Source organism: Chryseobacterium indologenes (assembly GCF_001295265.1).
GTDB classification, from domain to species: domain Bacteria; phylum Bacteroidota; class Bacteroidia; order Flavobacteriales; family Weeksellaceae; genus Chryseobacterium; species Chryseobacterium indologenes_A.
In genome coordinates this window covers 1-24,889 of record NZ_LJOD01000020.1, presented here as the reverse complement: position 1 = coordinate 24,889, position 24,889 = coordinate 1, and the positions used below count along the sequence as shown (strand labels likewise).

Genomic DNA, 24,889 nt, shown 5'->3' with positions numbered 1-24,889 from the left:
ATTTTGTATAAATCTTAAAAGTCGAGAAAAAAGATGCGGTTAACAGTCCCGTCAGAACCCGTTCCTATTCAGGAAATATCTGTTGATAACAATATAAAGCTCTTCATTAAAAGGGAAGATCTAATTCATCCCTATATTTCGGGGAACAAATACTGGAAACTGTTCTATAATATCAACAGGTATCTCGATAAAAATCCTGAAAAGCCATACATCATTACTTTTGGCGGTGCATTTTCCAATCATATCGCTGCGGTGGCTGCAACCGGCAATGCTGCTGGTATTCCAACATTAGGAGTGATAAGAGGCGAGGAGCTCAGGGATAAATGGAGAGATAATCCCACACTGCTTTTTGCCAGAAGAAACGGAATGAATTTGAAATTTGTAACCCGCGAAGAATACAGGCATAAAGAAAAATTAACCGAATTTCTTCAGCTTGAATTTCCGGAAGCGCTTGTGGTACCGGAAGGAGGAACGAATGAAGAAGCAGTGGAAGGCGTAAAAATGATGCTGAACAACCAAACAAAAGATTTTGATTATCTTTGCACCGCGGTAGGAACCGGAGGAACCATTGCAGGAATCTCGAAATTTTGTGAAGAAAATCAGAAAGTTACAGGATTTAAGGTAGTTGATGATGATTCATTGGAAAATAAAATAGTTGAATTAACTTCAAGAAAGAATTATGATCTAATAGATTCATGCTTTGGAGGTTATGGTAAAATAAAAGACGAGAATATCCGTTTTATCAATGACTTCAAAGAAAAATATGGAATTCCGTTGGAACCGGTTTACACAGGAAAGATGATGCAGAAAGTTTTCGAACTTATTGATGAAGGATATTTTCCTGAACACAGCAGAATTTTGTGCTTTCACACAGGCGGGCTGCAGGGAATTGAAGGGGCTAATCTGCTTTTAGAAAAACAGAACAGAAATTTAATTATATAAGTAAATTGAAAAACATGAAAAGACTTCTCTTGCTAATAAGCCTTTTAGTTTTATCAAAATTCTCGGCTCAGGGCTGGGCCACCGAAGATCAGTATATCCAGAGATTTGCCAAATACGCGGTAGAGGAAATGGAAAAATATAAAATTCCGGCTTCTATTACCCTGGCTCAGGGGCTTTTAGAGACCGGGGGCGGACAGAGCAGACTAGCTCAGGAAGGCAAAAATCACTTCGGAATAAAATGTAAGGAAGATTGGACGGGTAAAACCATGAAGCATACAGATGATGCTCCTAACGAATGTTTCCGCGTGTATGACGATCCGAGACAATCTTATGAAGACCATTCCATATTCTTATCAACAAGAAAATACTATGCGAATCTTTTCAAACTGGATATGAAAGATTACAGAGCATGGGCACACGGTCTTAAAAAAGCAGGATATGCCACCAATCCACGCTATGCTTCCATCCTTATCGGCAAAATTGAAAAATATAAGCTTTACGAATACGACAATACCACTACAAGTGAAGTATTGTATGCGGTTCTTAAAATGTATCCGGATCTGAAGGACGACAGAACTTTCATGGCGCAGCTGGAACCGTCAAAAGCAGTAAAGAAAGTTAAAGATCCTGTTACAGTAGAAGTTCCTTATAAACAGACCTCATATGCCCAGCAGCAGAAAAGAGTGGAAAGGATTAAAACAAAAGCAGAAATCCTGAACTCTATCATTATTAAAAGCCACCCGAATGAAGGTCTTAAATACATCGTTATTCCTGAAGATACCAATGTGAAATTCATTGCCAATAAATTTAAAGTAAGCGAAAGCAGACTGATGAAATGGAATGATCTGGACAGTGATGTCTTAAAGAAAAATGACATTATCTTCCTTGAATCCAAAAATTCTGCAGGAAACACAGCAACCTATAAAGCCGAATCCGGCGAAGATATGCATGATATCGCCCAGAAATTCGGAATCAAGCTGAATAAGCTCTATGCTAAAAACCGTATGGATGAAGGACAGCAGCCTTCTGCGGGACAGCTGATCTACTTAATAGACAAAAAACCAAGAAATTAATCTTTGTTGGTAGTTTTCGGGATCAACAGACGACTGCCAACCAGCAACCAATATATGAAATACCAAAGAAGTTCAGCTTTATTTGATGAAGCTTATCAATACATTCCGGGTGGAGTAAACTCTCCGGTACGTGCATTCAAATCAGTAGGGGGAGTTCCTGTTTTTATGAAGTCTGCGAAAGGGGCTTACCTGACAGATGCAGATGATAATACTTATATCGATTACATCAATTCATGGGGACCCGCTATTTTAGGGCACACGCATCCTGAGGTACTGGAAGAGCTGAAGCTGCAGGCCGAAAAAGGATTTTCTTTTGGAGCTCCTACAGAACTTGAAACCGAAATTGCAAAATTTATTGTAGAAAACGTTCCGAATATCGATCAGATCAGAATGGTTTCGTCCGGTACTGAAGCCTGTATGAGTGCAGTGAGGCTGGCAAGAGGCTTTACCAAAAGAGATAAGATTATTAAATTTGAAGGCTGCTATCACGGACACTCAGATTCATTCCTGATTAAAGCGGGAAGCGGTGCGGCTACTTTCGGGAACCCAAATTCGCCGGGAGTAACAGAAGGTACGGCAAAGGATACCCTTTTAGCCCGTTATAACGACATAGAGCAGGTTCAGGATCTGTTCCGCCATAATCCGGGAGAAATTGCTGCCATCATTATTGAGCCGGTAGCCGGAAATATGGGATGTGTACTGCCTGAAAATAATTTTCTGCAAAACCTGAGAAAAATCTGCGATGAAAACGGAGCTTTACTGATCTTTGACGAAGTAATGACCGGTTTCAGGCTAGCTTTCGGAGGAGCTCAGGAACTGTTTAATGTAAAAGCAGATCTTGTAACCTACGGAAAAGTGATTGGTGGAGGACTTCCGGTTGGAGCTTTCGCCGGAAGAAATGAAATTATGGATCACCTTGCTCCAAAAGGAGGAGTATATCAGGCCGGAACGCTAAGTGGAAATCCTTTGGCGATGAGAGCAGGATTGAAAACACTTCAGCTGATTAAAAACGATCCGGAATTCTTCAACAGGCTGGATAAAACAACAGAAACATTAAGCATTGAGATCGGTAAAATTCTGAATGAAAAAGGAATTGCTCATAAAATCAACAGAAAAGGATCTATGATGTCTGTATTCTTCCATACCAACAGGGTTTCTAATTTTGATGAAGCTCAGGAAGCCAACCATTCATTGTTTAATAATTTCTTCCATCAGATGCTGCAAAACGGAATTTACCTTCCGCCAAGCGGTTATGAAACCTATTTCATTAGTGACGCTATCAAAGAAAAAGAAATTGATAGGACACTGGAAGCAGTACGAAAGTTTGAATATTCTAATCAATAAAAATAAGACCGGATTAAACCCGGTCTTATTTTTTGCCGCCAATTCTGAATGAAAGCAGTTGTGTATTCATGGCAGATGAAAATTTTTAATTACAAAATGCTTTATAAGTATACATCAGTTACTTATCACTGAAAAAAGATCTGTACCACAGAAACCTTATTTTTATCTAAAGCATAAATCATACAGATTTTGTAATAAACCATACACTCCGTTCATGCCGGTTCTTTTTAATTTTGTCAGAAAGAGATTGGAAATGATGACCTCAGACCATACAATATCCCGCAAAGATTTTATCAGGAACTCAGCACTGGCAATGGCCGGATTAACTTTAATACCCAACATCATGACTGCATCACCGTTTTCTGATGAGAAAAATATTTCGGCAAAAGGAAAATTAAACCTTAAAAATGTCCGTCTGGAAACAGGATTTATCTATGAAGAAGGAGAAGTAACTGCCACAAAGACCAATCTGTTTTGTATAGAGATTGAGAACGGAAAAATTACAAAAATTACTCCCAATCAGCCCAATGCTGAAGCTGTAGATGCAAAAGGCCTTCTGATGCTTCCTGCATTTAAAGATATGCATATTCATCTTGACAAAACCTTCTACGGAGATAAATGGCAGGCGGTAAGAAAAAGAACAGGCGGAGTTAAAGGAATGATTGAACTAGAACAGAAGATACTTCCTGAAATGCTTAAAAACTCAACATTTAAGGCGGAAAAGATGATTGAACTGTTACAGTCAAAAGGAACATCTTTCGCGAGAAGTCATGTGAATATTGAACCTACGTCAAAACTACAGTCGTTAAAAAACTTACAGAAAGCCCTGGATAATAAAAAGAAAGGCTTTGGAGCAGAGCTGGTAGCTTTCCCCCAACATGGAGTGTTTTATACAGATTCAGTACCTTATCTGAAGGAAGCCGCCAAGATGGATATTGATTTTATCGGAGGAGTAGACCCTTTTAATGTTGACGGAAATATTGAAAAGGTAATTGATTTTACAGTTCAGCTGGCCTTAGATCATAAAAAAGGAATTGATATTCACCTGCACGAAACCACAGATTCCGGATTGAAAACCGTGGAATACCTGATTAATAAAGTTAATGAAAATCCTTCATTAAAAGGGAAAACGTATTTGAGCCACTGTTTTATATTAGGCAGACTGGAGGCTGCAAAACAAGAAGAAATAGCTGAAAAACTGGGCGCTGCACAGATCGGAATTGTTTCTACCATCCCTTTCGGAAGACTGGTTATGCCGATTCCAGCTTTATATAAGCATAATGTAACCGTATTAACAGGAAATGACAGTATTGTAGATCACTGGAATACTTTCGGGACGGGAAGTGTTCTTCAGAAAGCCAACCTTATGGCACAGCTGTACGGCTATTCTACAGAGCTGGCATTATCCAGAAGCTTAAAGCTGGCAACAGGAAATGTACTTCCACTGGATAATAAAGGAGTTCAGCAATGGCCTAAAACAGGAGATCAGGCAGACTTTGTACTGATGAACGCAAGTTGTTCAGCCGAAGCAGTATCGAGAATTTCAAACGTAGAATCTCTGGTTCATCAGGGGAATGTTGTCTTTTAAATCGTTAACCCTAAAATGAGGCGCAATGAAAGCTTTAATATTTCTACTGGCATTCGGCAGCATGACTGCATGTGAGGTAAAACCCGATGGCTCTCCAAAAGAAAACAGGATGGAACAGAAAGATATCATAGGTCTGGTAAAGAAAAATGATCTGGCAGCAGTAAAATCTGCGTTGGATAAAGGGGCAGATGTCAATACCAAAGATAGGATAGGGCGTTCGCTACTGCTCATCGCTACGAGAGAAAAACAGGTTGAAATGGCAAAGCTATTGGTTTCTTATAAAGCAGATGTTAACCTTCAGGATGACCAGCTGGACAGTCCGTTTCTATATGCCGGAGCAAGCGGTCAGACAGAACTGGTGAAATTGTTTCTGGAAAACGGAGCCCGTTTTGATGTGTTCAACCGGTATAATGGTACTGCATTGATTCCTGCCTGCGAGAGAGGTCATGTGGAAACCGTAAAAATTTTGGTAAAGACAAAAGGATTCCCTGTTAATCATGTGAACCGTTTAGGATGGACCGCTCTGATGGAGGCCGTAATCCTTGGAAACGGAACCCAAAAGTATCAGGAAATTGTACAGGTTTTAAAAGATAACGGAGCAGATCTCAGCATTCCGGATCACTCCGGGAAAACTCCGCTTCAGCATGCTGAATCTATGGGGTTTGGAGAAATTGCCCGGATATTGAAATCCTAAAATAAAATTTGGATATATATAGTTTAGTGTTGACCACAGAAACTGCAAGCATTTGATCATACAGACGTAAAACTGTGACGGATGATTTGTCTTTTTTGTGGTTTTTTATTGTGTTTATGGCGTAGCCGTTACGGATATACTGATAAAAATTTGTGCGTCTGTGGCGGAAAACACAGGAAGAATATTTCATTTACTCAGGTTTTATGCGTAATCTGCTATATAAAAGTTTTTAAAGAAGAAATATTTTTTATACCACTCGTTAATGTTTTGAAATAAATTGAAAGGACTCTTATAATTTTTATTAATTTTAGGAGAAAATCACACCGCGTGGCCCATCATCATACAGATCATTTTCCGGTTTTAGGAATTCAGGAGTTCAGTGAAAACCAGCTGCAGGGCTGTAATCTGCTGTTTAATGAGCTTTATGGGGCGCGTTCTATTGATGATCCCCACAAACATGATTTTTTTATCATTAATCTTTTTGAGCACGGTGTAGGTTCCCATACTATTGATTTTACGGAATATCAGGTGAAAAACCGCCAGATCCACCTTGTTTTCCCCGGCCAGGTTCATCAGTGGGTCATTGAAAAAGAGACAATAGGCTATCAGCTGATGATCAGCAGGGATTGGTTTGAAAGTTTTCTGCCGTCCTTAAGATTTTCTGCATCCTATTACCAGAATCATCCGGTAATCAATCTTTCTGAAGATATTTTTGAAACCTTCAGGTATGAATTTCAGGCTATCCGGAACGAGCTGGAAAAGGAAACTGTTTTTTGGGAAGTAATCCAGAAACGCAGCGAACTTATCGGCCTGCTGGTAAGCAAATCTGTGGAAGGAGTTTTTAAAGATTTTGAAGTGTATCATTCAAATCCAATTATTTCCAGATTTTTACACCTGATTGATCAGCATTTTAAAACCGAGAGATCCGTTTCATTCTATGCCGATAAGCTGAATATTTCTGCCAATTATCTGAATATTGTCTGTAAGAAAAACCTCAATGCATCGGCTTCATCCCTTATTCAGGACCGTATTCTGCTGGAAGCTAAACGCCTGTTGAAAGTTTCCGAAATGTCTGTAAAAGACATTGTTTATGACCTCGGATTTTACGATCATGCCAGCTTTTCCAAATTCTTTAAGGCACAGACCGGAATGACCCCTTCCCACTTCAAGGAATAATCTGTACAACACAAGACATAATTAATACACCGGTTTTGAGAAGGAACAGGCGTAATTTTGTATGGTTAAATTTTAAATCATGCAATTTCCCTATCAATTAACTGCAAAAGGAAAATACTCCCTGAAAAATGTCCGCCTGGAAACAGGTTTTGAATATGATAATGAAGAAGTAGTTGGAACAAAAACAGACCTTTTCAGCATTGATATTGAGGACGGAAAAATTAAAGCGGTAAAAGCCAATGATCCTGCTTCCAAAGCGGTAGATGCAAAAGGATACCTGATGCTTCCTGCATTCAGAGACATGCACGTTCATCTGGACAAAACCCTGTACGGGCTTCCCTGGCAGGCATTGTCTCCGAAAAGAAGGTCTGTGAAAGATATGATTGCCTATGAACAGGAAATTATCCCGGAATTGCTGAAAACTTCTGTGGAACGGGCAGAACAGCTGATCAGTCTTTTACAGCATTACGGAACCCATTTTGCGAGAACTCATTTTAATGTGGATCCCACTTCCGGGTTAAAATCTCTGGAACATTTGGAAATGGCCCTCGAAAATAAAAAGGACTCTTTTGGTGCTGAACTGGTTGCTTTTCCGCAACACGGACTGTATTATACAGATTCCGCTTCCCTGATGAAAGAGGCTGCACAACTGAAAAGTGTAGGCTTCATCGGAGGCCTCGATCCCTTAAGCATTGACGGAAGTATTGAAAAAGTACTCGATTTTACTGTACAGCTGGCTCTGGATCATAAAAAGGGAATTGATATTCACCTTCATGAAACCGGAGAATCAGGAATGAAAACGATCAATTATCTGATTGATAAAGCTATTGAAAATCCGCAGCTTCAGGGGAAAACATTCATAAGTCATGCTTTTGCTCTGGCCCATCTTTCAGCAAAAGAAGCAGAGCAGATTGCGGAAAGGCTGGCAGCAGGAAAAGTGGGAATTGCTTCATCGGTTCCTTTCGGAAAAATAATCATGCCTATCGCATTATTAAAGAAATATGGGGTAAATGTACTGATAGGAAATGATAATGTTCAGGATTACTGGAGTACATTCGGTTCCGGGAATATGCTGCAAAAAGCCAATCTTATTGCCGAATTGTACGGTTATGCCACAGAGTTGGCTCTTTCAAGAGCGCTGCAGTTTGCTACTCAAAGTATCCTGCCACTGGATGAAAAAGGAAAGCAGCAATGGCCTAAAGCAGAAGATGAAGCGGCAGTTGTATTCATTGACGCCTCATGCTCAGCAGAAGCCGTTTCCAGAATATCGCCAACAGAAGCCCTGATGAATAACGGGAATCTGTTCTGGAGAAGCTAATCGTTAAATTATATATTTTTTATATACTTGTTTTTTGTGAATCCGAAGCCATCAGTTTTCTGGTGGCTTTTTTGTGCAGATAGATTTGCTTATATTTAAAAACGCTTAAAGATATTAAGTAAATGCCCCAATACATTGATTCATATTATTTGACAGAGCACAGAAATTCTGATCTTGTCTACCAATTTCTTAATGATTTCTTACCCCGGCACAGAGAAATATCAGAAGATTATCCTGTACCACAGTTTGGAAAGGATAAACATAGGAAAACCTTTTATGATGTTAAGGATTTACTGGCCTACCTGGATCAAAACCCGGATGTTGATTATATAATCTATTGGGAAAATCTTATAGAGAGTGCCGAGATTAAACAGGTTACCATACAGTATACGGATGATGGTAAATTGGTTTTTGGGATTTCCATTGTGGGAAAAGAAGTAGATTCTGAAGAAAGCATTTCTATGTTCAGAAAAATAAAGAAATATTTAAATTCAAGTATTAGCTGTATTACAGGTGAAGAACCACCGCCGTCAAATTCTATTGAATTTATTGAGTTTTGTAATAACAGGTTTATCCCATAATACTATTCACCATTTTTTTGATGATTCTAATTAATAGTTGAATCTGGAATAATCAAAATCCATCAGAAAAACATTTCTGATGGATTTTTGAATTTGATATGAAGAAACTAGTTACTTATTGTAATCCGGCTAAAAGGTTTACTCCGTCTACAGTAGCCCATGCTCCTGAAGTTAGAGATACTTTTGTAACGGTTGTAGCATTAGTGAAGGTTTTTCCTCCGTTTGGTGTGAACGCGTACCCCCAAACTCCTGCATTATCAGAGTTTAAATACGTCATAGGTGCAACAGATACCTTGTTGGTGATTACCTGGCTTGTTTCTGTAGGTGCATCCTGAATCAGAACTGAGTAGGCCTTTTGAGTACCGATGTTTTTATATCCGCTGATGTAAACATTTGAGAAAATACCGGTTCCCTGCTTTTTAAACTGAATCGCTGAAATTTCAGGTGAGTTGGCAACTTCAGGATTTGTGTTAGCATCTCTGATTAAGGTAATATTTGAAATTTTCGGAGCAACATTATCAACATTGCTGGACGCTTCAATTTCCATTCCGAAATTTCCTACACCTGTCTGGAAAGCATACCAGTTTGTATTATTCTGTCCACTCCATGCATCCTGCCAGTCGAAAGAATCGTCATAATTTCCATAAGAAATAATGTTTTTAGCACTTACAGTACCTCCGAAAAACTCATAACCATCATCAGTTCCTTTGTAAGTAACAAGGTTTTCTAGTGTAGTTCCTGCTCCTACTGCATAGAATGTCATAGAGTTGGTTTCAGAAGTACCGTCACCAATTTTTTTACCAGCATATTCTACTCTTACAAACTTCATCGTTCCTGAGTTTGAATTAGCATCGTTCCCTCCGTAGTAAACATTGTTTCCATCCTCAGACAAAGCTTGGGTATTTCCGTTGATAGCTTTGATAGGAGCATTTCCATATAAGGTAATACCACCCCAGTCACCAGGAGTTTTAGTGGCAGTTGTAAACACGATAGGTTCAGAAGCTGTTCCAACAGCATTGATTTTACCATCCTGAAGAACTACAAGACTGCTTGTTTTAGTTGTAGAAACGGTAAAAGTAGCACCTGCTTCAATAGTAACTGTTGCATTATTGGTTACTTTTACGATTCCGTCTAATGTATAATTCCCTTTTTTAATTAATATATCCTTAGTAATAGTCCCGGATAAAGTTCCGCTTCCACTTAATACACTTTCAGTAGTTCCAGGAGTAACCGGAGTACCATCTCCTAAGCCGTCATTTACATCAATTGTACATGAATTTAAGGCCAATGTTAACACAGCAGTTAACGATAGTAATGATAAAACTCTTCTTTTCATTTTTATACTTTATTTATTTTTTATTTTTATGAATTGTTTAGAACGTATACCCTACAGTCAGGTTAAAGTTTATTCCTCTGAAATAATCTGTATAGGTATTGTTTCCGTTGGTTTCTACATTATAGTAGCTTTTATCCCCTAAAAGAATTCTGTATCTGTTATTCAGAATATTTCGGATTCCGGCTTTTACGTTCCAGTTTTTTGTAAGCTGTTCCTGATATACGAAATCCAGCTGGTGGAAGGGTTTTTCGTAGAAATTATCTGAACCGGAAGTTCCCACAGCGTAGATCTTAGATCCTGAAACGTTGTATACCAGGGATAATGTTCTGCTTAAATTATTTTTGGTTTTGGTTTCGTATTTTAAATCGGCGTTGATGGTGTAAGGAGAGGCTCCCTGAAGTCCTCTTTTACGAAGTTTTCCTGTATAAAAGTTAGGATTAGGCTGTTCAAGCTTTAACTGGTCTTCGCTTCTTTCAACATCGGTATACATAAAAGTGGCATTAGCCCCTAATGTGAACTTGTCCAAAGATTCAGAAATTCTTCCCAGGCTCATGATTCCTTCTAATTCGATACCAGCCAGATCAGCTTTTTTAGCGTTGTAGAAAGTAACTGTTACCCCATTGGCATCTCCGGAAGAAACAAAAGATCTTTCGATGGCGTTGTTAATTCTTTTTGCAAATAAGTTCACAGCGAACATTTCTTTATTGGTAGGGAAATATTCCCATTTCAAATCGAAGTTATAGTTATCACTTAACTTAATGTCCGGATTACCTTTGATGGTCTCGTTATCCGGGTTAATGTATGAAATTTCCATTGTTTCGATCAGTACGGGACGGGTAACCGTTTTACTGAATGAAAATCTTAGGTTATTCTTATTGTTAAGCGCTTTTTTAACAGCAAGGGAGGGAAGGAATAGATTTCTTTCTTTGTCCAGATTTGTTTTTTTCTCAGCTCCCTGCTCAGAAAAACGGATTAAGGTCATATCATTTTCGTATCTTCCGCCAATAAGAATATCCCATGTTTCAGAAGGTTTGTAATTGAAGTTAATATAACCTGCATTAACAAACTGATACATGCTGGTAAAGAAGTTGGATGCATCCGTTTCTTCCTGGAAGAAGAATCTGTTATTGGCAAGATCCTGGTCAAATTTAGCCTGCGGAGAGTTTTTATCGATGATAAAACTTTGCCCTGCCGTGCCATTAGGTTTTCCGAAAATGAACCGGTATGATGTTTTTCTGAGATCTGCAAATCCATTATATCCAATGGATAGCTGCATCGGGAAATCTTTTTTATCTCCTTTTTCCCCTAAAAACACAGAGTATTCTCCATAAGCAGAACCATAAAATCTTGAATTTACATCAAGGTACTGACGGATAATATTATTTCCTCCATATGCCAAAAGCAATTGGTTATCAGAAAGCATATTTCCGTTTGAATCCAGGCGGCTTCCTTCCAGAATCTTCCTGTCAGGCTGCTGATAGTTATTGATTACATAACTTCCTCCTGCTTTTACCTGATGTCTTTCTCCTATTTTTTGTGAACCTGTCAGCTGAATGTTAAGGAATCTTGATAAATCCTGTTGGTTGGTACGGAAGAATCCAATATCTTTATTTTGAACCTGATTATTTTTATATCCGTAATAATCTTCAATAATATTGTTAACATTCTGAAGGTACATTGCATTTAAATTAATAGCTGTACCCTTATTTTTATATCCTAATCCTAATAAAGCGGATGATTCTATCTGATAATTATACTGCTTTCTTTGTAGTTCGTTATTTAGATTGATGACCCCTCCAAAATCTTTAAACTGGTTTTTTGCCCCTTCTTTATATGAATATTCCGAACTTTGATTTAATGAAAACAAGAAACCAAGGCTTCCGTTCTCTCCGGCCTTCATTTTCTGAACAGTGGTGAATCCGATATTAGTATTAGGCATGGATTTTACATTATCTACATTCCAGTTGTCTTTAAACTGGGATAATGATTCATTTCCTGAAAATCTGTAATTACTTGGTCTTGAATCTCTTATCGCTAATGGTAACTTTTTATCCCTTGAATTCAGTCCAAGATAACCTGTAAATCCGTCTGCACCTTCCGAAACTTTAAATCCATCTTTGAAAGTACTTACGGTATTCACTCCAATCCCGAATTCAATTTTTGAAAAAGGCTTATCAATCGTCAGAGTTTCAATATCAAAAGTAGCTCCTGCGAAATCTCCGTAAAGGTTAGAGTTGAAGGTTTTGTAGATATTTAATTTACCTACTACATCCGTTGGGAACTGCTTTAAAGCAATAATCTTCTGGAAAGGGTTGTTGGAAGGAGATCCCAGACCGTTGATCAACAGGTAATTGTAACGTTCCTCAAGACCTCTTACGAAAAGTCCTCTTCCTTCTACCGTAGTGATTCCCGTTACTTTGGTAAGTCCCTGCTCTACGTTGGAGATTCCTTTTCTGGAAATCTCTTCAGCACTTACAGCCTGCTTTTGAATAATCGCTTTTTTCTGTTCTCCTAATACCGCAGTTTCAGTTTTCTTGTTACTGCTTCCTTGGATTACTACGCCTTCAATTTTTTTCTCCTTGCTGATGGTATCCTGCTTCGTTTCCTGTGCATAAAATACAGATCCGGATAAAAATAAGACTGCAATGCTAAGTTTATTAATTTTCATTATTTACTTACTTTATTTACTAGATTCTTTCGGTGCAAAGGAATAAAAGTTTGATGGCGTAAGTGGTTTAGTAAAATTTAATTTTTTCTTAACTAAACATTAAGAAACAGGCAGTAGTGTTAACTTTGTGTGAACGATAAAGGATTCGTTCATCTGTGCTTTAAAATTTATTAACTTTGAATCAGCAAAAATTTAAAATGAACCAAAAGAAAATCCTTTTAATAGACGACGAACTGGATATTTTAGAGATTCTGTCTTACAACCTGGAAAAAGAAGGCTATGATATCTACACAGCCACCAACGGAAATGAAGGAATAGAAAAAGCCAAAGAAATTATTCCTGATCTTATCTTATTAGATGTAATGATGCCGGAGAAAGATGGCATTGAGACCTGTCAGGAACTTCGTAAAGTGAAAGAACTTCAAAAAACACTGATCGTTTTTCTTTCCGCAAGAAGTGAAGAATTTTCTCAGTTAGCCGGATTTCAGGCAGGAGCTAATGATTACGTTGTAAAACTGATCAAACCAAAAATCCTTATTTCAAAAGTTAATGCACTACTGCAGTTGACTTCCCAGGTTTCAGACAACGCTAAACTTATTGAAATTGGTGACCTTGTGATTGATAAAGACAACTTCAGGGTTTCCAAAAGCGGCCAGCAGTTTCTTCTTCCTAAAAAAGAATTTGATCTGCTTTATCTGCTAGCTTCAAACACAGAAAAAGTCTTTAAAAGAGAAGAAATCCTTGAAAAAGTCTGGGGAAATGATGTAATTGTAGGAGAAAGAACCATAGATGTCCACATCAGAAGACTGAGAGAAAAACTGGGAATTAATACCATTCAGACCCTGAAAGGAATTGGCTATAAACTTATCGTTTAACAGCTTAAAATTCCTAAATTTATACCAACCTAAAAACTTTGTAAAATTGAAATTTTACAGACTTACACTCGTCGCCTCGTGTCTTCTGACGCTGGTGATGTTTCTTTTAGTGATCATCTTTGATTCGCTGAAGGATCTTTATTACCAAACCCCGTTTTTTAAAATCGGACTTTTTATCTGTGTGGTCCTCATTTTTATGATCAATTATGTAGTACTGGAGCTCCTGTTCAATTACTACGGTAAAAAACAGGTCCGTGGTTTGTCTGAACTCCTTCCGCAGGAAATTGTTCATGATAATGATGAGAATATTACCATTAAAGAGCTTGGAGAACGATTTTCGGACCTCAACCAGCAGCAGGTAACAGAAATTGATATGATGAAGGAAATGGAAAGTTACCGTAAAGAATACATCGGCAACGTTTCCCATGAGCTTAAAACCCCGTTATTTTCCATTCAGGGATATGTGGAAACCCTGAGAGACGGCGGTGTGGATAATCTTACCATCCGTGATAAATATCTGGAAAGAATTGATAAATCCGTAGAAAGGCTTATTGCTATCGTTACAGATCTTGATATGATCAACAGGCTTGAAGCGGGAGAGATTAACCTTACGGTTTCTACATTTGACGTAAACCTCCTGATCAAAGAAATTTTTGAGCTTCTTGAATTTGAAGCAGAAAAGCACACCACCACATTACAGATTCAGACCCTGCATCCGCAGATCTTTGTAGATGCCGATAAACAGAAGATATCTCAGGTTTTCATCAATTTAATTTCAAATGCCATTCATTATGCCAACAGGCAGGAGGCAAGAGTCGTTGTGAAAACAAGCGTCCTGAAAAATAAAGTTCTCATTGAAGTTATTGATAACGGAATGGGAATAAAATCAGAGATTCTTCCCCGGATTTTTGAAAGATTCTACAGGGTAGAAACCAGCAGAAGCAGAAGGGAAGGCGGTTCCGGCCTGGGATTGGCCATTGTGAAGCATATTCTTGAGGCTCATAGTGAAAATATTACCGTAGAAAGTGTCTATCTTGAAGGCACTAAGTTCAGTTTTATGCTCGAGAAAAGTAAATAATCCGGTCAAAATGTAAGAAAAAAAAATATTTTAAAAAATCCTGAAATATTTTTTTGTCACATGTCATTTATTATATATTTGCAACAGAGATTTATCATAATAATTAAGGCAAAAAAAGTAATTTAAGAAACTGATATGGTTTACAAGATCCGCGTAATATTAGATGCGAAAGAAGATGTTTTCCGAGATATTGAAGTTAGAGGAAAACAATCACTATGGAACTTACATTTAGGAATTAAAAGTGCGTTCAGTCTGCAGGGAGACGAGCTTTCTACTTTTAATCTTCTGGAAGATGACGGAACAATCGTAAAAAGTGTACCGCTGGAAGATATGAGTGACGATGGTGATGGCGAAATTATGTCAGATATATACATCGATGAGGCTTTTCAGAATGCGGGGGACAAAGCACAGTTCCAGTACGGACTTCTTGATCTCTGGGAGTTCTTCTGCGAATTAATTGAAATTATTGATGAGAAAAAAGGAGTTACTTATCCTATCACAGTTTACAGATTCGGGAATGTTCCTTTAAAGGCTCCTAGTAAAAGCGGAAATGGAGGAAGCTCTAAAAAGAAATCAGCAATGCCTTTATTGGATGATGACTTTGGCTTTGAAGACGATTTCGGAGGAACCGGAAACTTTGAAGATGAAGATGACAGCTTCGATGATGAAGAAGAAGAGGACTACAACGATGATGTTTTCGATGATGAAGACGATAATGATGATGAAAGATAACATCTGAATACAATATAAGACCCCGGATTGCTGATCCGGGGTTTTTTGTTGCCCAAAAATTATCCATCCTGTTTTTAACTTTTCTATTTGCATTTTTATCAGTCGCTCAAAAAAACATTCCTTATTTTTGCTAAAATTAGATTAATGAAAAAATTAATTTTATTCGCAATCATTGGTCTGGGAATTGTTTCCTGTACCACTCAAAATACAAAAAATACTATGGATCTGCCCAAAGAATGGAAGCATACAACTAATATCTACGAAGTAAACATAAGACAATATACCCAAGAAGGAACTTTCAGAGCATTTGAAAAAGAAATGCCCCGCCTGAAAAATATGGGGGTGAAAACACTTTGGTTTATGCCCATAACACCTATTGCCCGGCAGAATAAAAAAGGAAGCATGGGAAGCCCTTATGCTGCATCAGATTATACTTCCATTAACCCGGAATTCGGAACTCTGGACGATTTTAAACACATGGTAAATGAAGCCCACAGATTAGGATTTAAAGTCATCATCGACTGGGTTGCCAACCATACGGGATGGGATCATGTCTGGACCAAAACACATCCTGAATTTTATCTGAAAGATCCTGATGGTAAATTTCATATTGCTTCAGGAATGGATGATATTATTGAACTGGATTACAAAAACCAGGAAATGCGCCTGGCTATGATTGATGCCATGAAATTCTGGGTAAGAGAAACCAATATTGATGGCTTCAGATGTGACCTTGCTTCATGGGTGGAAGTAGACTTCTGGGAGCAGGCCCGCCCTGAAGTAGAAAAAGTAAAGCCCCTTTTCTGGCTGGGAGAATTTGATGAGCTGGAAAGTCCCGAGTACGGAAAAGTATTCGATGCCAGCTACTCCTGGAAATGGATGCATAAATCGGCAGATTATTATAAAAAGAACGAACCGCTTCAGGAACTTAAAGATTTGTTGGTTCAGTATTCCAATATTGGAGATAGCTCAATGAGGGCATGGTTTACCACCAATCATGACGAAAACTCCTGGAACGGGACAGAGTATGAAAAATATGGAGCGATTACCAAACCGATGGCCGTTTTTTCCGCTACGTGGAATGGAGTTCCTTTACTGTATTCCGGGCAGGAGCTTCCCAATATGAAGAGGCTGGAGTTTTTTGAAAAAGATGTGATTAAATGGACCAATACCTATCAGGCAGCCGGTTTTTATAAAACATTGCTTGAGCTGAAAGCTTCCAATCCGGCTTTAAGAGGAGGGGATGCTCAGGTAACGACCTACCTTCTGAACACTACAGCTAACGATAAGATTCTCGCCTACGTAAGAAAGAATGGTAAAGATGAGGTTCTTGTTGTTCTGAATATGTCCAAAGAACCCGTAGATTTCACCATTGAAGACCCTAATCTTTCAGGAACTTTCAGAAATGTTTTTGACAGAACCAAAAGAGATTTTGATAGCGGAAAATCTTTCACATTCAAAGTTTCAGATTATGCAGTCTTTGAAAAGTAAGTATTTTATTTGAAATATTATATTCAATAGAGCGGGTTTTAGCCCGCTTGTTTTATGCATATTTGCAATAGACTTCAGTTTAAATTCTCTAAGAAATTTCATCATATGAATAAACAGGAACTATTAAACATCATAAAAATAAAGATTACAGATAAAATCCGGTCTTTTGAAAACCTCATTGCTGAAACCCGCGCCTCCAATAACGACACCAAAAGCTCTATGGGGGATAAATATGAAACCGGACGTGAAATGCTTCAGCAGGAGATCAATAATCTTCAGCGGCAGCTCAATGAATCTTTAAGTCAGCTTTCAGTTATTCAGAAAATATCAGCTGTTCCTTCTGATAAGGTGCAGCCGGGAGCTTTAGTGAAAACAAATACAGGCTTATTTTATATTACGGTATCTGCGGGTGAAATTATTTCAGACCATCAAAAAATTATGACTGTTTCTGCAGAATCTCCTCTTGTAAAAGCAATGTACGGCAAGAAGAAAAGAGAGATTTTTACGGTGAATAATATCAATCAGACTATTGAAGAGATCTGGTAATCTTGAGAAAAAGAACCTGATATTTCAATCTGCTGATTCTTTTCAGCCTGGCTGAACAACAGTAATTTAATAGAAAAATGATATCATTCCTATACAGGGCATTCATGAAAGTGAACACTTTTTTAATAGTTTTTTAGGGAAGTTTTTTCTAAATTTGGACCATAAAAATCGCTTTTCAAATGCAAAATTACCTAGACCTTTTACAACATATTTTAGACAACGGAACAGACAAAACAGACAGAACCGGAACCGGAACCAGAAGTGTTTTCGGATATCAGCTGAGATATGATCTGTCAAAAGGTTTTCCTTTGGTAACCACTAAAAAGGTGCATCTGAAATCAATTATTTATGAATTGCTGTGGTTTTTGAAAGGAGATACCAACATCAAATACCTTAATGATCACGGGGTTTCTATCTGGGATGAATGGGCAGACGAAAACGGTAATTTAGGGCCTGTTTACGGAGCACAATGGAGAAGCTGGCAGGGAGCTGACGGGAAAATTGTAGACCAGATTACAGAAGTGATCAGTCAGATCAAAAAAAATCCGGATTCCAGAAGACTGATTGTTTCAGCCTGGAATACCGCTGAAATCCCGAATATGGCCTTGGCACCCTGTCACGCATTATTCCAGTTCTATGTAGCAGACGGAAAATTATCGCTGCAGCTATACCAGAGAAGTGCTGATGTTTTTCTGGGGGTACCGTTCAATATTGCAAGCTATGCCCTGCTTCTGATGATGGTGGCACAGGTATGTGACCTGGAAGTAGGCGACTATGTTCACAGCTTCGGTGACGTGCACATTTACAACAATCACTTTGAACAGGTGAACAGACAGCTTTCAAGAGAACCGAGACCGCTTCCCGTAATGAAGCTGAATCCTGACATCAAAGATATTTTTGATTTTGACTTTAACGATTTTACATTGGAAAATTATGATCCGCATCCGGGCATTAAAGCTCCGGTAGCCATATAATAATCTGTTCCGGAATTTCCGGAACTTTTTTTTTGCCGTCATCTTTAACTAAGAAAATACAAAAATTCACTTCACGGATGAAGTCTGCTAAAAACGTCAGCTTTATCGGATCAGCGAAGCTTATTCTGTACTTTGTAACCTAAAATCAAAAGAGCTAAGGAATAATTCCTTATTCTATAATACAGTATAGGATGAAGACTACTTATTTCTTATTTTTATTATCACCAAATGTGCATTCCAGAGGCTTAAACTGTAACAATAGCCTTATATTAACTACTGATTGATAAAAATTAATAGTATGATGCTGAAAAAACTTTTCGTCGTTGCAGCAGCAGGACTTTCCTGCATGGCCTATTCTCAGAATACTGGCAGACAGCAACTGATGGATTACCTTGATTCCTTATCCGTTCACCATAAAGTAATGGGAAGTTTTGCCTTTGCAGACAATGATAAGCCTACCTTTTTAAAAGTAACAGGATTTTCTGATGTTGCTAAAAAACAGAAGGCTAATATGAATACGCAGTATCGTATCGGTTCCATATCCAAAACGTTTACCGCCGTATTAGTGATGAAAGCTGTGGAGGAGAAAAAACTTTCTCTGGATACTAAACTTTCCGGGTTTTACCATGAAGTGGAAAATGCTGATAAAATTACCATTAAAGACCTTTTACAGCACAGAAGCGGGATTCACAACCTCACCAATGAAGAAGAATACTGGACATACAATACTAAACCTCAGACAGAAACATCGCTGGTATCAATCATTAAAAAATATAAAAGTGATTTTGAACCCGGGACAAAATATGAATACAGTAATTCAGGGTATATCCTGTTAAGCCTCATTTTGGAAAAAGTATACAAAAAGAGCTACGCACAACTTATTCAGGATAAAATTACAGGACCATTAAAATTAACACTTACAGAAGTAGGCGGGAAAATAGACCCTTCTAAAAATCAGGCCCTTTCTTATCAGTATGCTGATGGAAGTTACCAGCTATGGCAGGAAACTGATATGAGTGTTCCGGCTGGTGCTGGAAATCTTATTTCTACTCCTACAGAACTTCTGAAGTTTATTATCGCTTTAGAGAACGGGAAATTAGTCAATAAAAACAGCCTTAAGCAGATGAAAGAATTTGCTGACGGATATGGTTATGGTATTGCCAGAGTTCCTTTTGATAAATATTGGGGATATGGGCATAACGGGGGAATAGATCAGTTCCGCTCCGTATTGTATTACTTCCCTGAGTTGAAAACAGCAGTTAGCTTCATCACCAATCAGGCAGATTATAATAACAATGAAATTTCAATAAAAATGTTGGAAGTTGCCACAGGAAAAGACTTTAAAATGCCCAGCTTTAAAGAAGTGAAAGTAGCAGGAGACCTTTTGAAAAAATACGAAGGACTTTACAAGGCTGAAGGCTTTCCTCTGGACATCAGAATATTCTCAGAAGGCGGTAAACTAAAAGGCCAGGCCACAGGACAGGGAGCATTTCCACTGAATGCTGTTTCTGAAAGTGAATTCAAATTTGAAACAGCAGGTATCAAAATGAAATTCAATGCTGAAAAAGGAACAATGGATTTTTCGCAGGCAGGAAATAATTTCACTTTTAAAAAACAGTAGAATGAAATATTTAAAAATAAATACCGAAGAAAATGCAGATATGGAAGCGCTTAAAAATGCAGTGCTTCAGTTGAAAGGAGTAGGGTCGGTTGAAATTATCGATGATGAAAATCCGGAAAGTGAGCTGAAAAAAGCTTTTATCAAAACCAAAGAACAATTAAAAACAGGTGATTATGAGACTTTGGTGAATGATATTTTTGACATATTAACGAAAAATAATTCTAAAAAATAATAAAGGTAGACCAGAATGAAAAAGGTGATTTTATCGATTGCTGTATTGGGAATCGTATTTTCTGCAAATGTATCGGCACAGACTGAAACCTCAGGAAGAGAAAAAATATACAGGGCCACGCATACCAAAGTAACAGAGCTTAAGCACACGAAACTTAAAGTCAGCTTCGATTATCAGAAAGAGCAGATGAATGGAGAAGAATGGCTGACAGCGTCCCCTTACTTTTACCCGTCTAATGAACTGGTTCTGGATGCAAAAGGAATGTTGATTCATGAAGTTGCACTGGATAACGATGGAAAAAAATCACCCTTGAAATACGATTATAAAAATGATGTTTTAAAGATTAACCTTGATAAAATTTATCAGAAAAATCAGAATTATACCGTGTATATCAGATACACTTCCCGTCCGAATGAGGTAAAGCAGGCAGGAAGTATGGCAATTAATGATGCAAAAGGTCTTTATTTCATTAATGCACAGGGGAAAGATCCTGATATGCCTACACAAATCTGGACGCAGGGTGAAACAGAATCCTCTTCTGCCTGGTTCCCAACTATCGATAAACCGAACCAGAAAACAACTCAGGAAATTTACATGACTGTTCCTGATAAGTACGTCACACTTTCCAACGGAGTTTTAAAAGAATCTAAAAAAGAAACGGATGGCCTTAGAACAGACCATTGGGTAATGGATAAGAGACATTCTCCCTATCTTTTTTTCATGGGGGTAGGAGAATACGCAATTGTTAAGGATAAATGGAAAAATATTCCTGTAGATTATTACATTGAAAAAGAATATGAACCCTATGCCAGGCAGATTTACGGAAATACACCGGAAATGATCGAATTCTTTTCTAAGAAAATGAACTACGATTACCCTTGGGCAAAATATGCACAGATTTCGGGAAGAGAATACGTAAGCGGTGCCATGGAAAATACAACCGCCACCCTTCACGGAAGTGATATTCTTCAGAAACCCGGTCAGCTGATTGATGAAAACAAATGGGAAGATACCATCGCCCACGAACTGTTTCATCACTGGTTTGGAGACCTTGTAACAACAGAGAGCTGGAGCAACCTTACAGTGAACGAATCCTTTGCCAACTATTCTGAATACCTGTGGAATGAATATAAATATGGAAAAGACCAGGCAGATTATCACCTGATGTCTGATGTAAATATGTATATCCATAACCCCTCAGATTTCAGAAAAAATCTTGTGAGGTTCAATTATGATTCCCGTGAGGATGTTTTTGACCTTGTCACCTACCAGAAAGGAGGCGGAATCCTTCATATGCTGAGAAATTATCTGGGGGATGAGGCTTTCTTTGCCGGAATGAATGATTATCTTAAAACCAATGAATACCAGAATGCAGAAGCGCATCAGCTGCGATTGTCTTTTGAGAAAGTAAGCGGAAAAGATCTTAACTGGTTCTTCAATCAATGGTATTTTGGAAGCGGAAATCCAAAAATAAACTACTCATCCACTTTTGAACCGGTGAAAAAGCAGGTTACAGTGATAATTAATCAAACGCAGGAACAACCTTTCGAGTTTCCATTGGCTATTGATGTATATGATGCAGGAAAGCCCAAAAGGTATAATGTATGGGTAAATGCAGAAGCTAAAAATACATTCAGTTTTGATGTTTCTAAAAATCCTGATCTTGTTAATATTAATGCAGATGGTATTTTACTGGCAGATATTACCGATGTAAAAACCCCTGAACAGAACCTGATGCAGTTTATTAACTCTAAAGAATTCAAGAGCAGATACCAGGCTCTTACAGGGATAAAAGATCAGGCCGGAAAAAATACTTCCGTAGTAAAATTATTAGGCTCAGCGCTGAAAGATCCTTTCTTCAGAATCAGAATAAAGGCATTGGAACTCATGGATCTCACCAATCCTGATCAGATGAAAGCCTTAGGTGCTGAAGTTGAAAAACTGGCTTCAAATGATCCTAAAACCTTAGTTCAGGCTGCTGCAGTAGCTGCTTTGGCTAAAACCAAAGATAAAAAATACCTTCCTCTTTTTGAAAAAGGAGTAAATGCCGTTTCTAATGCAGTAAAAGGAAATTCTTTAAGTGCTGTTCTCGCTATTGATCCTTTAAAAGCAGATGCTTTAGCGGATAAGATTGATCTGGAAGGCGCTTCTGATGATTTGTTAGAGCAGCTGCTTCCCATTGTTGTAAAAAATAAAGTGATTTCCCAGATGCCTCATATCACTCCGCTTGCCGCATTTTATCCATTTGTTAAATTCAAAGATCCTGAACTGGGAAAAGCCGCAGAAGATGGTTTCAACTGGATCATGAGCTCAGATAATCTGAAGGCAACAGAAAATATTGCAAAGATCATCACAAATGCAAAAGATCAGATGGGGGAGAACCCGCAGGCCAAAATGATGGTTATCCAGATGCTGAAAGATGGAGTAAGCAAAAAGATGGAATTTTTAAGACAGAATCCTCAGAAGGCAACCAGTATCAATAAGCAGATTGATACATTGAATAAAGCGATTGAAAGCTTCAGATAAGCTGTTTTCAACTGCAAAATACTACAAGCCACTGTTTCCGGTGGCTTTTTTAATGAATAATCATCCCGATTAGAAACTACAATATGAGATTTGACAATAATGCTGAAAAAGTAAATAATATTGAAGGAATATTCAGACTGCATTTTTTAAATTCGTATAAAAATTTAGAGAATATGACTTTTGGAATTGAAGCAGCGGGCTGGTATGTGCCGTCTTTGTATTTGGAAATCAGGGACCTGGCCGGGAAAAGAGGAATTGAAGCAGCAAAACTTGAAAAAGGACTTGGATTGTATAAAATGGGATTTCCGGATGTTCATGAAGATACAGCCACTTTTGCTGCCGAAGCCCTGTTAAAGCTGATAAGGGATTATAAACTTAACCCAAAAGAAATAGCCAGAATCTATCTGGGAACGGAAAGTGCCCTGGATGCCGCAAAACCAACAGCTTCATATGCGGTTCAGATGGTAGAAAAAGTATTAGAGAAAGAATTTGGAGAAAGATGTTTCAGGAACTGCGATGTGGCAGATATGACTTTTGCCTGTATAGGAGCTGTAGATGTACTGCATAATTCTTTAGATTTTGTGAGAGCTAATCCGGATAAAAAAGCCGTAGTTATTGCGAGTGATTATGCTAAATATGAACTCGCTTCTTCAGGAGAATATACCCAGGGCGGGGGAGCTGTTGCCTTACTGATTTCTTCCCGGCCGGACCTTCTGGAAATTGAAAATAACTGGGGAGTGGCAACGGAAAGTGTTTTCGATTTTTTCAAACCGAGAAGGCAGTATCATAAAGCAGATCTGAGTAATGCTCCGGAAAATTTTCCGGATAAAATTGAAATTTTTACAGATGAGCCTGTTTTTGACGGTCAGTATTCCAATCAGTGTTATCAGAACAGAATCAGAGAAGCTTATCAGCATTATAAAGAAATTACAGGGAAAAACAAACCTTATGAATCCTGGAAATATCTGATCTTCCATCTTCCGTATGCTTTTCACGGGAAAAGAGTGTTTACAGAGATTTACAGTCTTGAAAACGGCCTTCCTTATCATACTCAGGACGAACAGAAAGCTGCCGCGAAATCAGGTGGTTATCTGCAGCTGGTTAGTGATAAAATAGAATTTACACAAAGAGCATCTTCAGAAATAGGAAATATGTACACAGCTTCTATTTTTATGGCCATGCTTTCTGCACTGGAGACTTCTTTTAACGAAAATGAAGAACTGGCCGGGGCTGAAATAGGATTTTTCGGATATGGGAGCGGTTCAAAATCAAAAGTATTTGCCGGAAAGGTATCCGAAAACTGGAGGATGGTAGTTTCTAAATGGCAGCTTTTTAAAAACCTGAAGAACAGAACTGCCATTGACTTTGAAACATATGAGAAGCTCCACAGAAAACAGCTTAAAAACTCTGTCAATGAAAAGTATAAAGGATTTGGATTAAAAGCTGTAGAAACTGAAGATCCTGTACTGAAAGGAGCAAGATATTATGATTATAATTATTAAATCGATCTTTATAAAATGAATAAAAAACACTCTATTTTGAGTGTTTTGTTTTTTTTAAGAGTGATATTATGTTATTTTGTAAATATTTCATGTTAATTTTTGAAAATTTCTGATGAAAAATTAATAGTGAAATATTTATTTTTTTTATTGTAAAAGTGTTTTTTAACGAATTTTATTTGTTATTTATTTTGATTTAGTTTATTCGGATATTTTTTTTTACACTTTATAAATTTCTACCAATAATTTTAAATTAAGAATATTTATATATAAATGTAGGTGTTTGATTAGTTTTAGTATGTATTATATTTTGTTTTTACGAAAATATTAAACTTTAACGTTTTGATTTTCAGATTTTTAATTGTTTTTACTGTTAATAATTATTAACATATTTGTCCATTAAAATATATTAAAATTTGTTAATATGAATGTTAAACTACGTGTATTAAGTGCTGGAGCATTGTTCTTCATAGGACAGGCTGCTTTTGCACAGCAAAAAGCAAAAAAGGATACAGCTACTAAATCAACTCAGATTGAAGAGGTGGTAATGGTTGGGTTCGGGCAGAAAAAGGCTGTAAAAGAAATTACAGGATCT

General features: G+C 37.7%; 20 protein-coding genes. 18 read left to right on the top strand and 2 right to left on the bottom strand.

The genetic code is table 11. From position 1 onward, the window contains the following. The first annotated feature begins 33 nt into the window (after positions 1 to 33). The 8 genes from AOB46_RS20725 to AOB46_RS20690 all read left to right on the top strand — a co-directional run bounded on the left by AOB46_RS20725 (position 34) and on the right by AOB46_RS20690 (position 8,716). Positions 34 to 942 (top strand): 1-aminocyclopropane-1-carboxylate deaminase/D-cysteine desulfhydrase, encoded by a 909-nt coding sequence (locus tag AOB46_RS20725; RefSeq protein ID WP_062702999.1) that lies wholly within the window; start codon positions 34 to 36, stop codon positions 940 to 942. A gap of 14 nt (positions 943 to 956) precedes the next feature. Next, on the top strand, positions 957 to 2,015 hold the full coding sequence (locus AOB46_RS20720) for a glucosaminidase domain-containing protein (protein ID WP_062702998.1): 1,059 nt from the start codon (positions 957 to 959) through the stop codon (positions 2,013 to 2,015). A gap of 54 nt (positions 2,016 to 2,069) precedes the next feature. After that, positions 2,070 to 3,359 carry a glutamate-1-semialdehyde 2,1-aminomutase gene (gene hemL / locus AOB46_RS20715; protein WP_062702997.1) on the top strand — a complete coding sequence of 430 codons (1,290 nt, stop codon included), beginning with the start codon at positions 2,070 to 2,072 and terminating at the stop codon, positions 3,357 to 3,359. 253 nt (positions 3,360 to 3,612) lie between these two features. After that, complete coding sequence (locus AOB46_RS20710) at positions 3,613 to 4,947, top strand: amidohydrolase (RefSeq protein WP_062703083.1); 1,335 nt, start codon at positions 3,613 to 3,615, stop codon at positions 4,945 to 4,947. Positions 4,948 to 4,972: 25 nt separating this feature from the next. Further along, positions 4,973 to 5,641 carry an ankyrin repeat domain-containing protein gene (locus tag AOB46_RS20705; protein WP_062702995.1) on the top strand — a complete coding sequence of 223 codons (669 nt, stop codon included), beginning with the start codon at positions 4,973 to 4,975 and terminating at the stop codon, positions 5,639 to 5,641. A 327-nt stretch (positions 5,642 to 5,968) separates the two neighbouring features. Then, the gene (locus AOB46_RS20700; protein WP_062702993.1) at positions 5,969 to 6,817 is read left to right on the top strand and encodes an AraC family transcriptional regulator; all 849 of its coding nucleotides are present in this window, start codon (positions 5,969 to 5,971) and stop codon (positions 6,815 to 6,817) included. A gap of 79 nt (positions 6,818 to 6,896) precedes the next feature. Then, on the top strand, positions 6,897 to 8,135 hold the full coding sequence (locus AOB46_RS20695; RefSeq protein ID WP_062702991.1) for an amidohydrolase: 1,239 nt from the start codon (positions 6,897 to 6,899) through the stop codon (positions 8,133 to 8,135). A 122-nt stretch (positions 8,136 to 8,257) separates the two neighbouring features. Further along, positions 8,258 to 8,716 (top strand): hypothetical protein, encoded by a 459-nt coding sequence (locus AOB46_RS20690; protein WP_062702989.1) that lies wholly within the window; start codon positions 8,258 to 8,260, stop codon positions 8,714 to 8,716. Positions 8,717 to 8,831: 115 nt separating this feature from the next. Here the strand turns inward: AOB46_RS20690 and AOB46_RS20685 are convergent, their stop codons facing one another. After that, positions 8,832 to 10,052, bottom strand: coding sequence for a hypothetical protein (locus AOB46_RS20685; protein WP_062702987.1), 1,221 nt, complete (start codon positions 10,050 to 10,052; stop codon positions 8,832 to 8,834). A 37-nt stretch (positions 10,053 to 10,089) separates the two neighbouring features. Then, positions 10,090 to 12,720 (bottom strand): TonB-dependent receptor plug domain-containing protein, encoded by a 2,631-nt coding sequence (locus tag AOB46_RS20680; RefSeq protein ID WP_062702986.1) that lies wholly within the window; start codon positions 12,718 to 12,720, stop codon positions 10,090 to 10,092. A gap of 197 nt (positions 12,721 to 12,917) precedes the next feature. On the opposite strand from AOB46_RS20680, the gene AOB46_RS20675 reads away from it, so the two are divergent. The 10 genes from AOB46_RS20675 (at position 12,918) to AOB46_RS20630 (ending at position 24,297) form a co-directional block, all read left to right on the top strand. Next, entirely contained in the window at positions 12,918 to 13,595 is a 678-nt protein-coding gene (locus tag AOB46_RS20675) for a response regulator transcription factor (protein ID WP_062702984.1), read from the top strand. Between the two features lie 46 nt (positions 13,596 to 13,641). Then, positions 13,642 to 14,673, top strand: coding sequence for a sensor histidine kinase (locus tag AOB46_RS20670; RefSeq protein ID WP_062702982.1), 1,032 nt, complete (start codon positions 13,642 to 13,644; stop codon positions 14,671 to 14,673). Positions 14,674 to 14,808: 135 nt separating this feature from the next. After that, on the top strand, positions 14,809 to 15,405 hold the full coding sequence (locus AOB46_RS20665; protein ID WP_062702980.1) for an IS1096 element passenger TnpR family protein: 597 nt from the start codon (positions 14,809 to 14,811) through the stop codon (positions 15,403 to 15,405). A 144-nt stretch (positions 15,406 to 15,549) separates the two neighbouring features. Continuing rightward, on the top strand, positions 15,550 to 16,896 hold the full coding sequence (locus AOB46_RS20660; RefSeq protein ID WP_062702978.1) for an alpha-amylase family glycosyl hydrolase: 1,347 nt from the start codon (positions 15,550 to 15,552) through the stop codon (positions 16,894 to 16,896). 105 nt (positions 16,897 to 17,001) lie between these two features. Then, positions 17,002 to 17,442 carry a hypothetical protein gene (locus AOB46_RS20655; protein WP_062702976.1) on the top strand — a complete coding sequence of 147 codons (441 nt, stop codon included), beginning with the start codon at positions 17,002 to 17,004 and terminating at the stop codon, positions 17,440 to 17,442. Positions 17,443 to 17,621: 179 nt separating this feature from the next. After that, positions 17,622 to 18,416 carry a thymidylate synthase gene (locus AOB46_RS20650; RefSeq protein ID WP_062702974.1) on the top strand — a complete coding sequence of 265 codons (795 nt, stop codon included), beginning with the start codon at positions 17,622 to 17,624 and terminating at the stop codon, positions 18,414 to 18,416. A 298-nt stretch (positions 18,417 to 18,714) separates the two neighbouring features. Beyond that, positions 18,715 to 20,037 carry a serine hydrolase domain-containing protein gene (locus tag AOB46_RS20645; protein WP_062702972.1) on the top strand — a complete coding sequence of 441 codons (1,323 nt, stop codon included), beginning with the start codon at positions 18,715 to 18,717 and terminating at the stop codon, positions 20,035 to 20,037. Position 20,038: 1 nt separating this feature from the next. Beyond that, a complete protein-coding gene (locus tag AOB46_RS20640) occupies positions 20,039 to 20,269 on the top strand; it encodes a hypothetical protein (protein ID WP_062702971.1) in 231 nt (76 codons plus the stop codon). A gap of 15 nt (positions 20,270 to 20,284) precedes the next feature. Beyond that, positions 20,285 to 22,795 carry a M1 family metallopeptidase gene (locus tag AOB46_RS20635; protein ID WP_062702969.1) on the top strand — a complete coding sequence of 837 codons (2,511 nt, stop codon included), beginning with the start codon at positions 20,285 to 20,287 and terminating at the stop codon, positions 22,793 to 22,795. Between the two features lie 173 nt (positions 22,796 to 22,968). After that, complete coding sequence (locus AOB46_RS20630) at positions 22,969 to 24,297, top strand: hydroxymethylglutaryl-CoA synthase family protein (RefSeq protein WP_062703081.1); 1,329 nt, start codon at positions 22,969 to 22,971, stop codon at positions 24,295 to 24,297. The last annotated feature ends 592 nt before the right edge of the window (positions 24,298 to 24,889 follow it).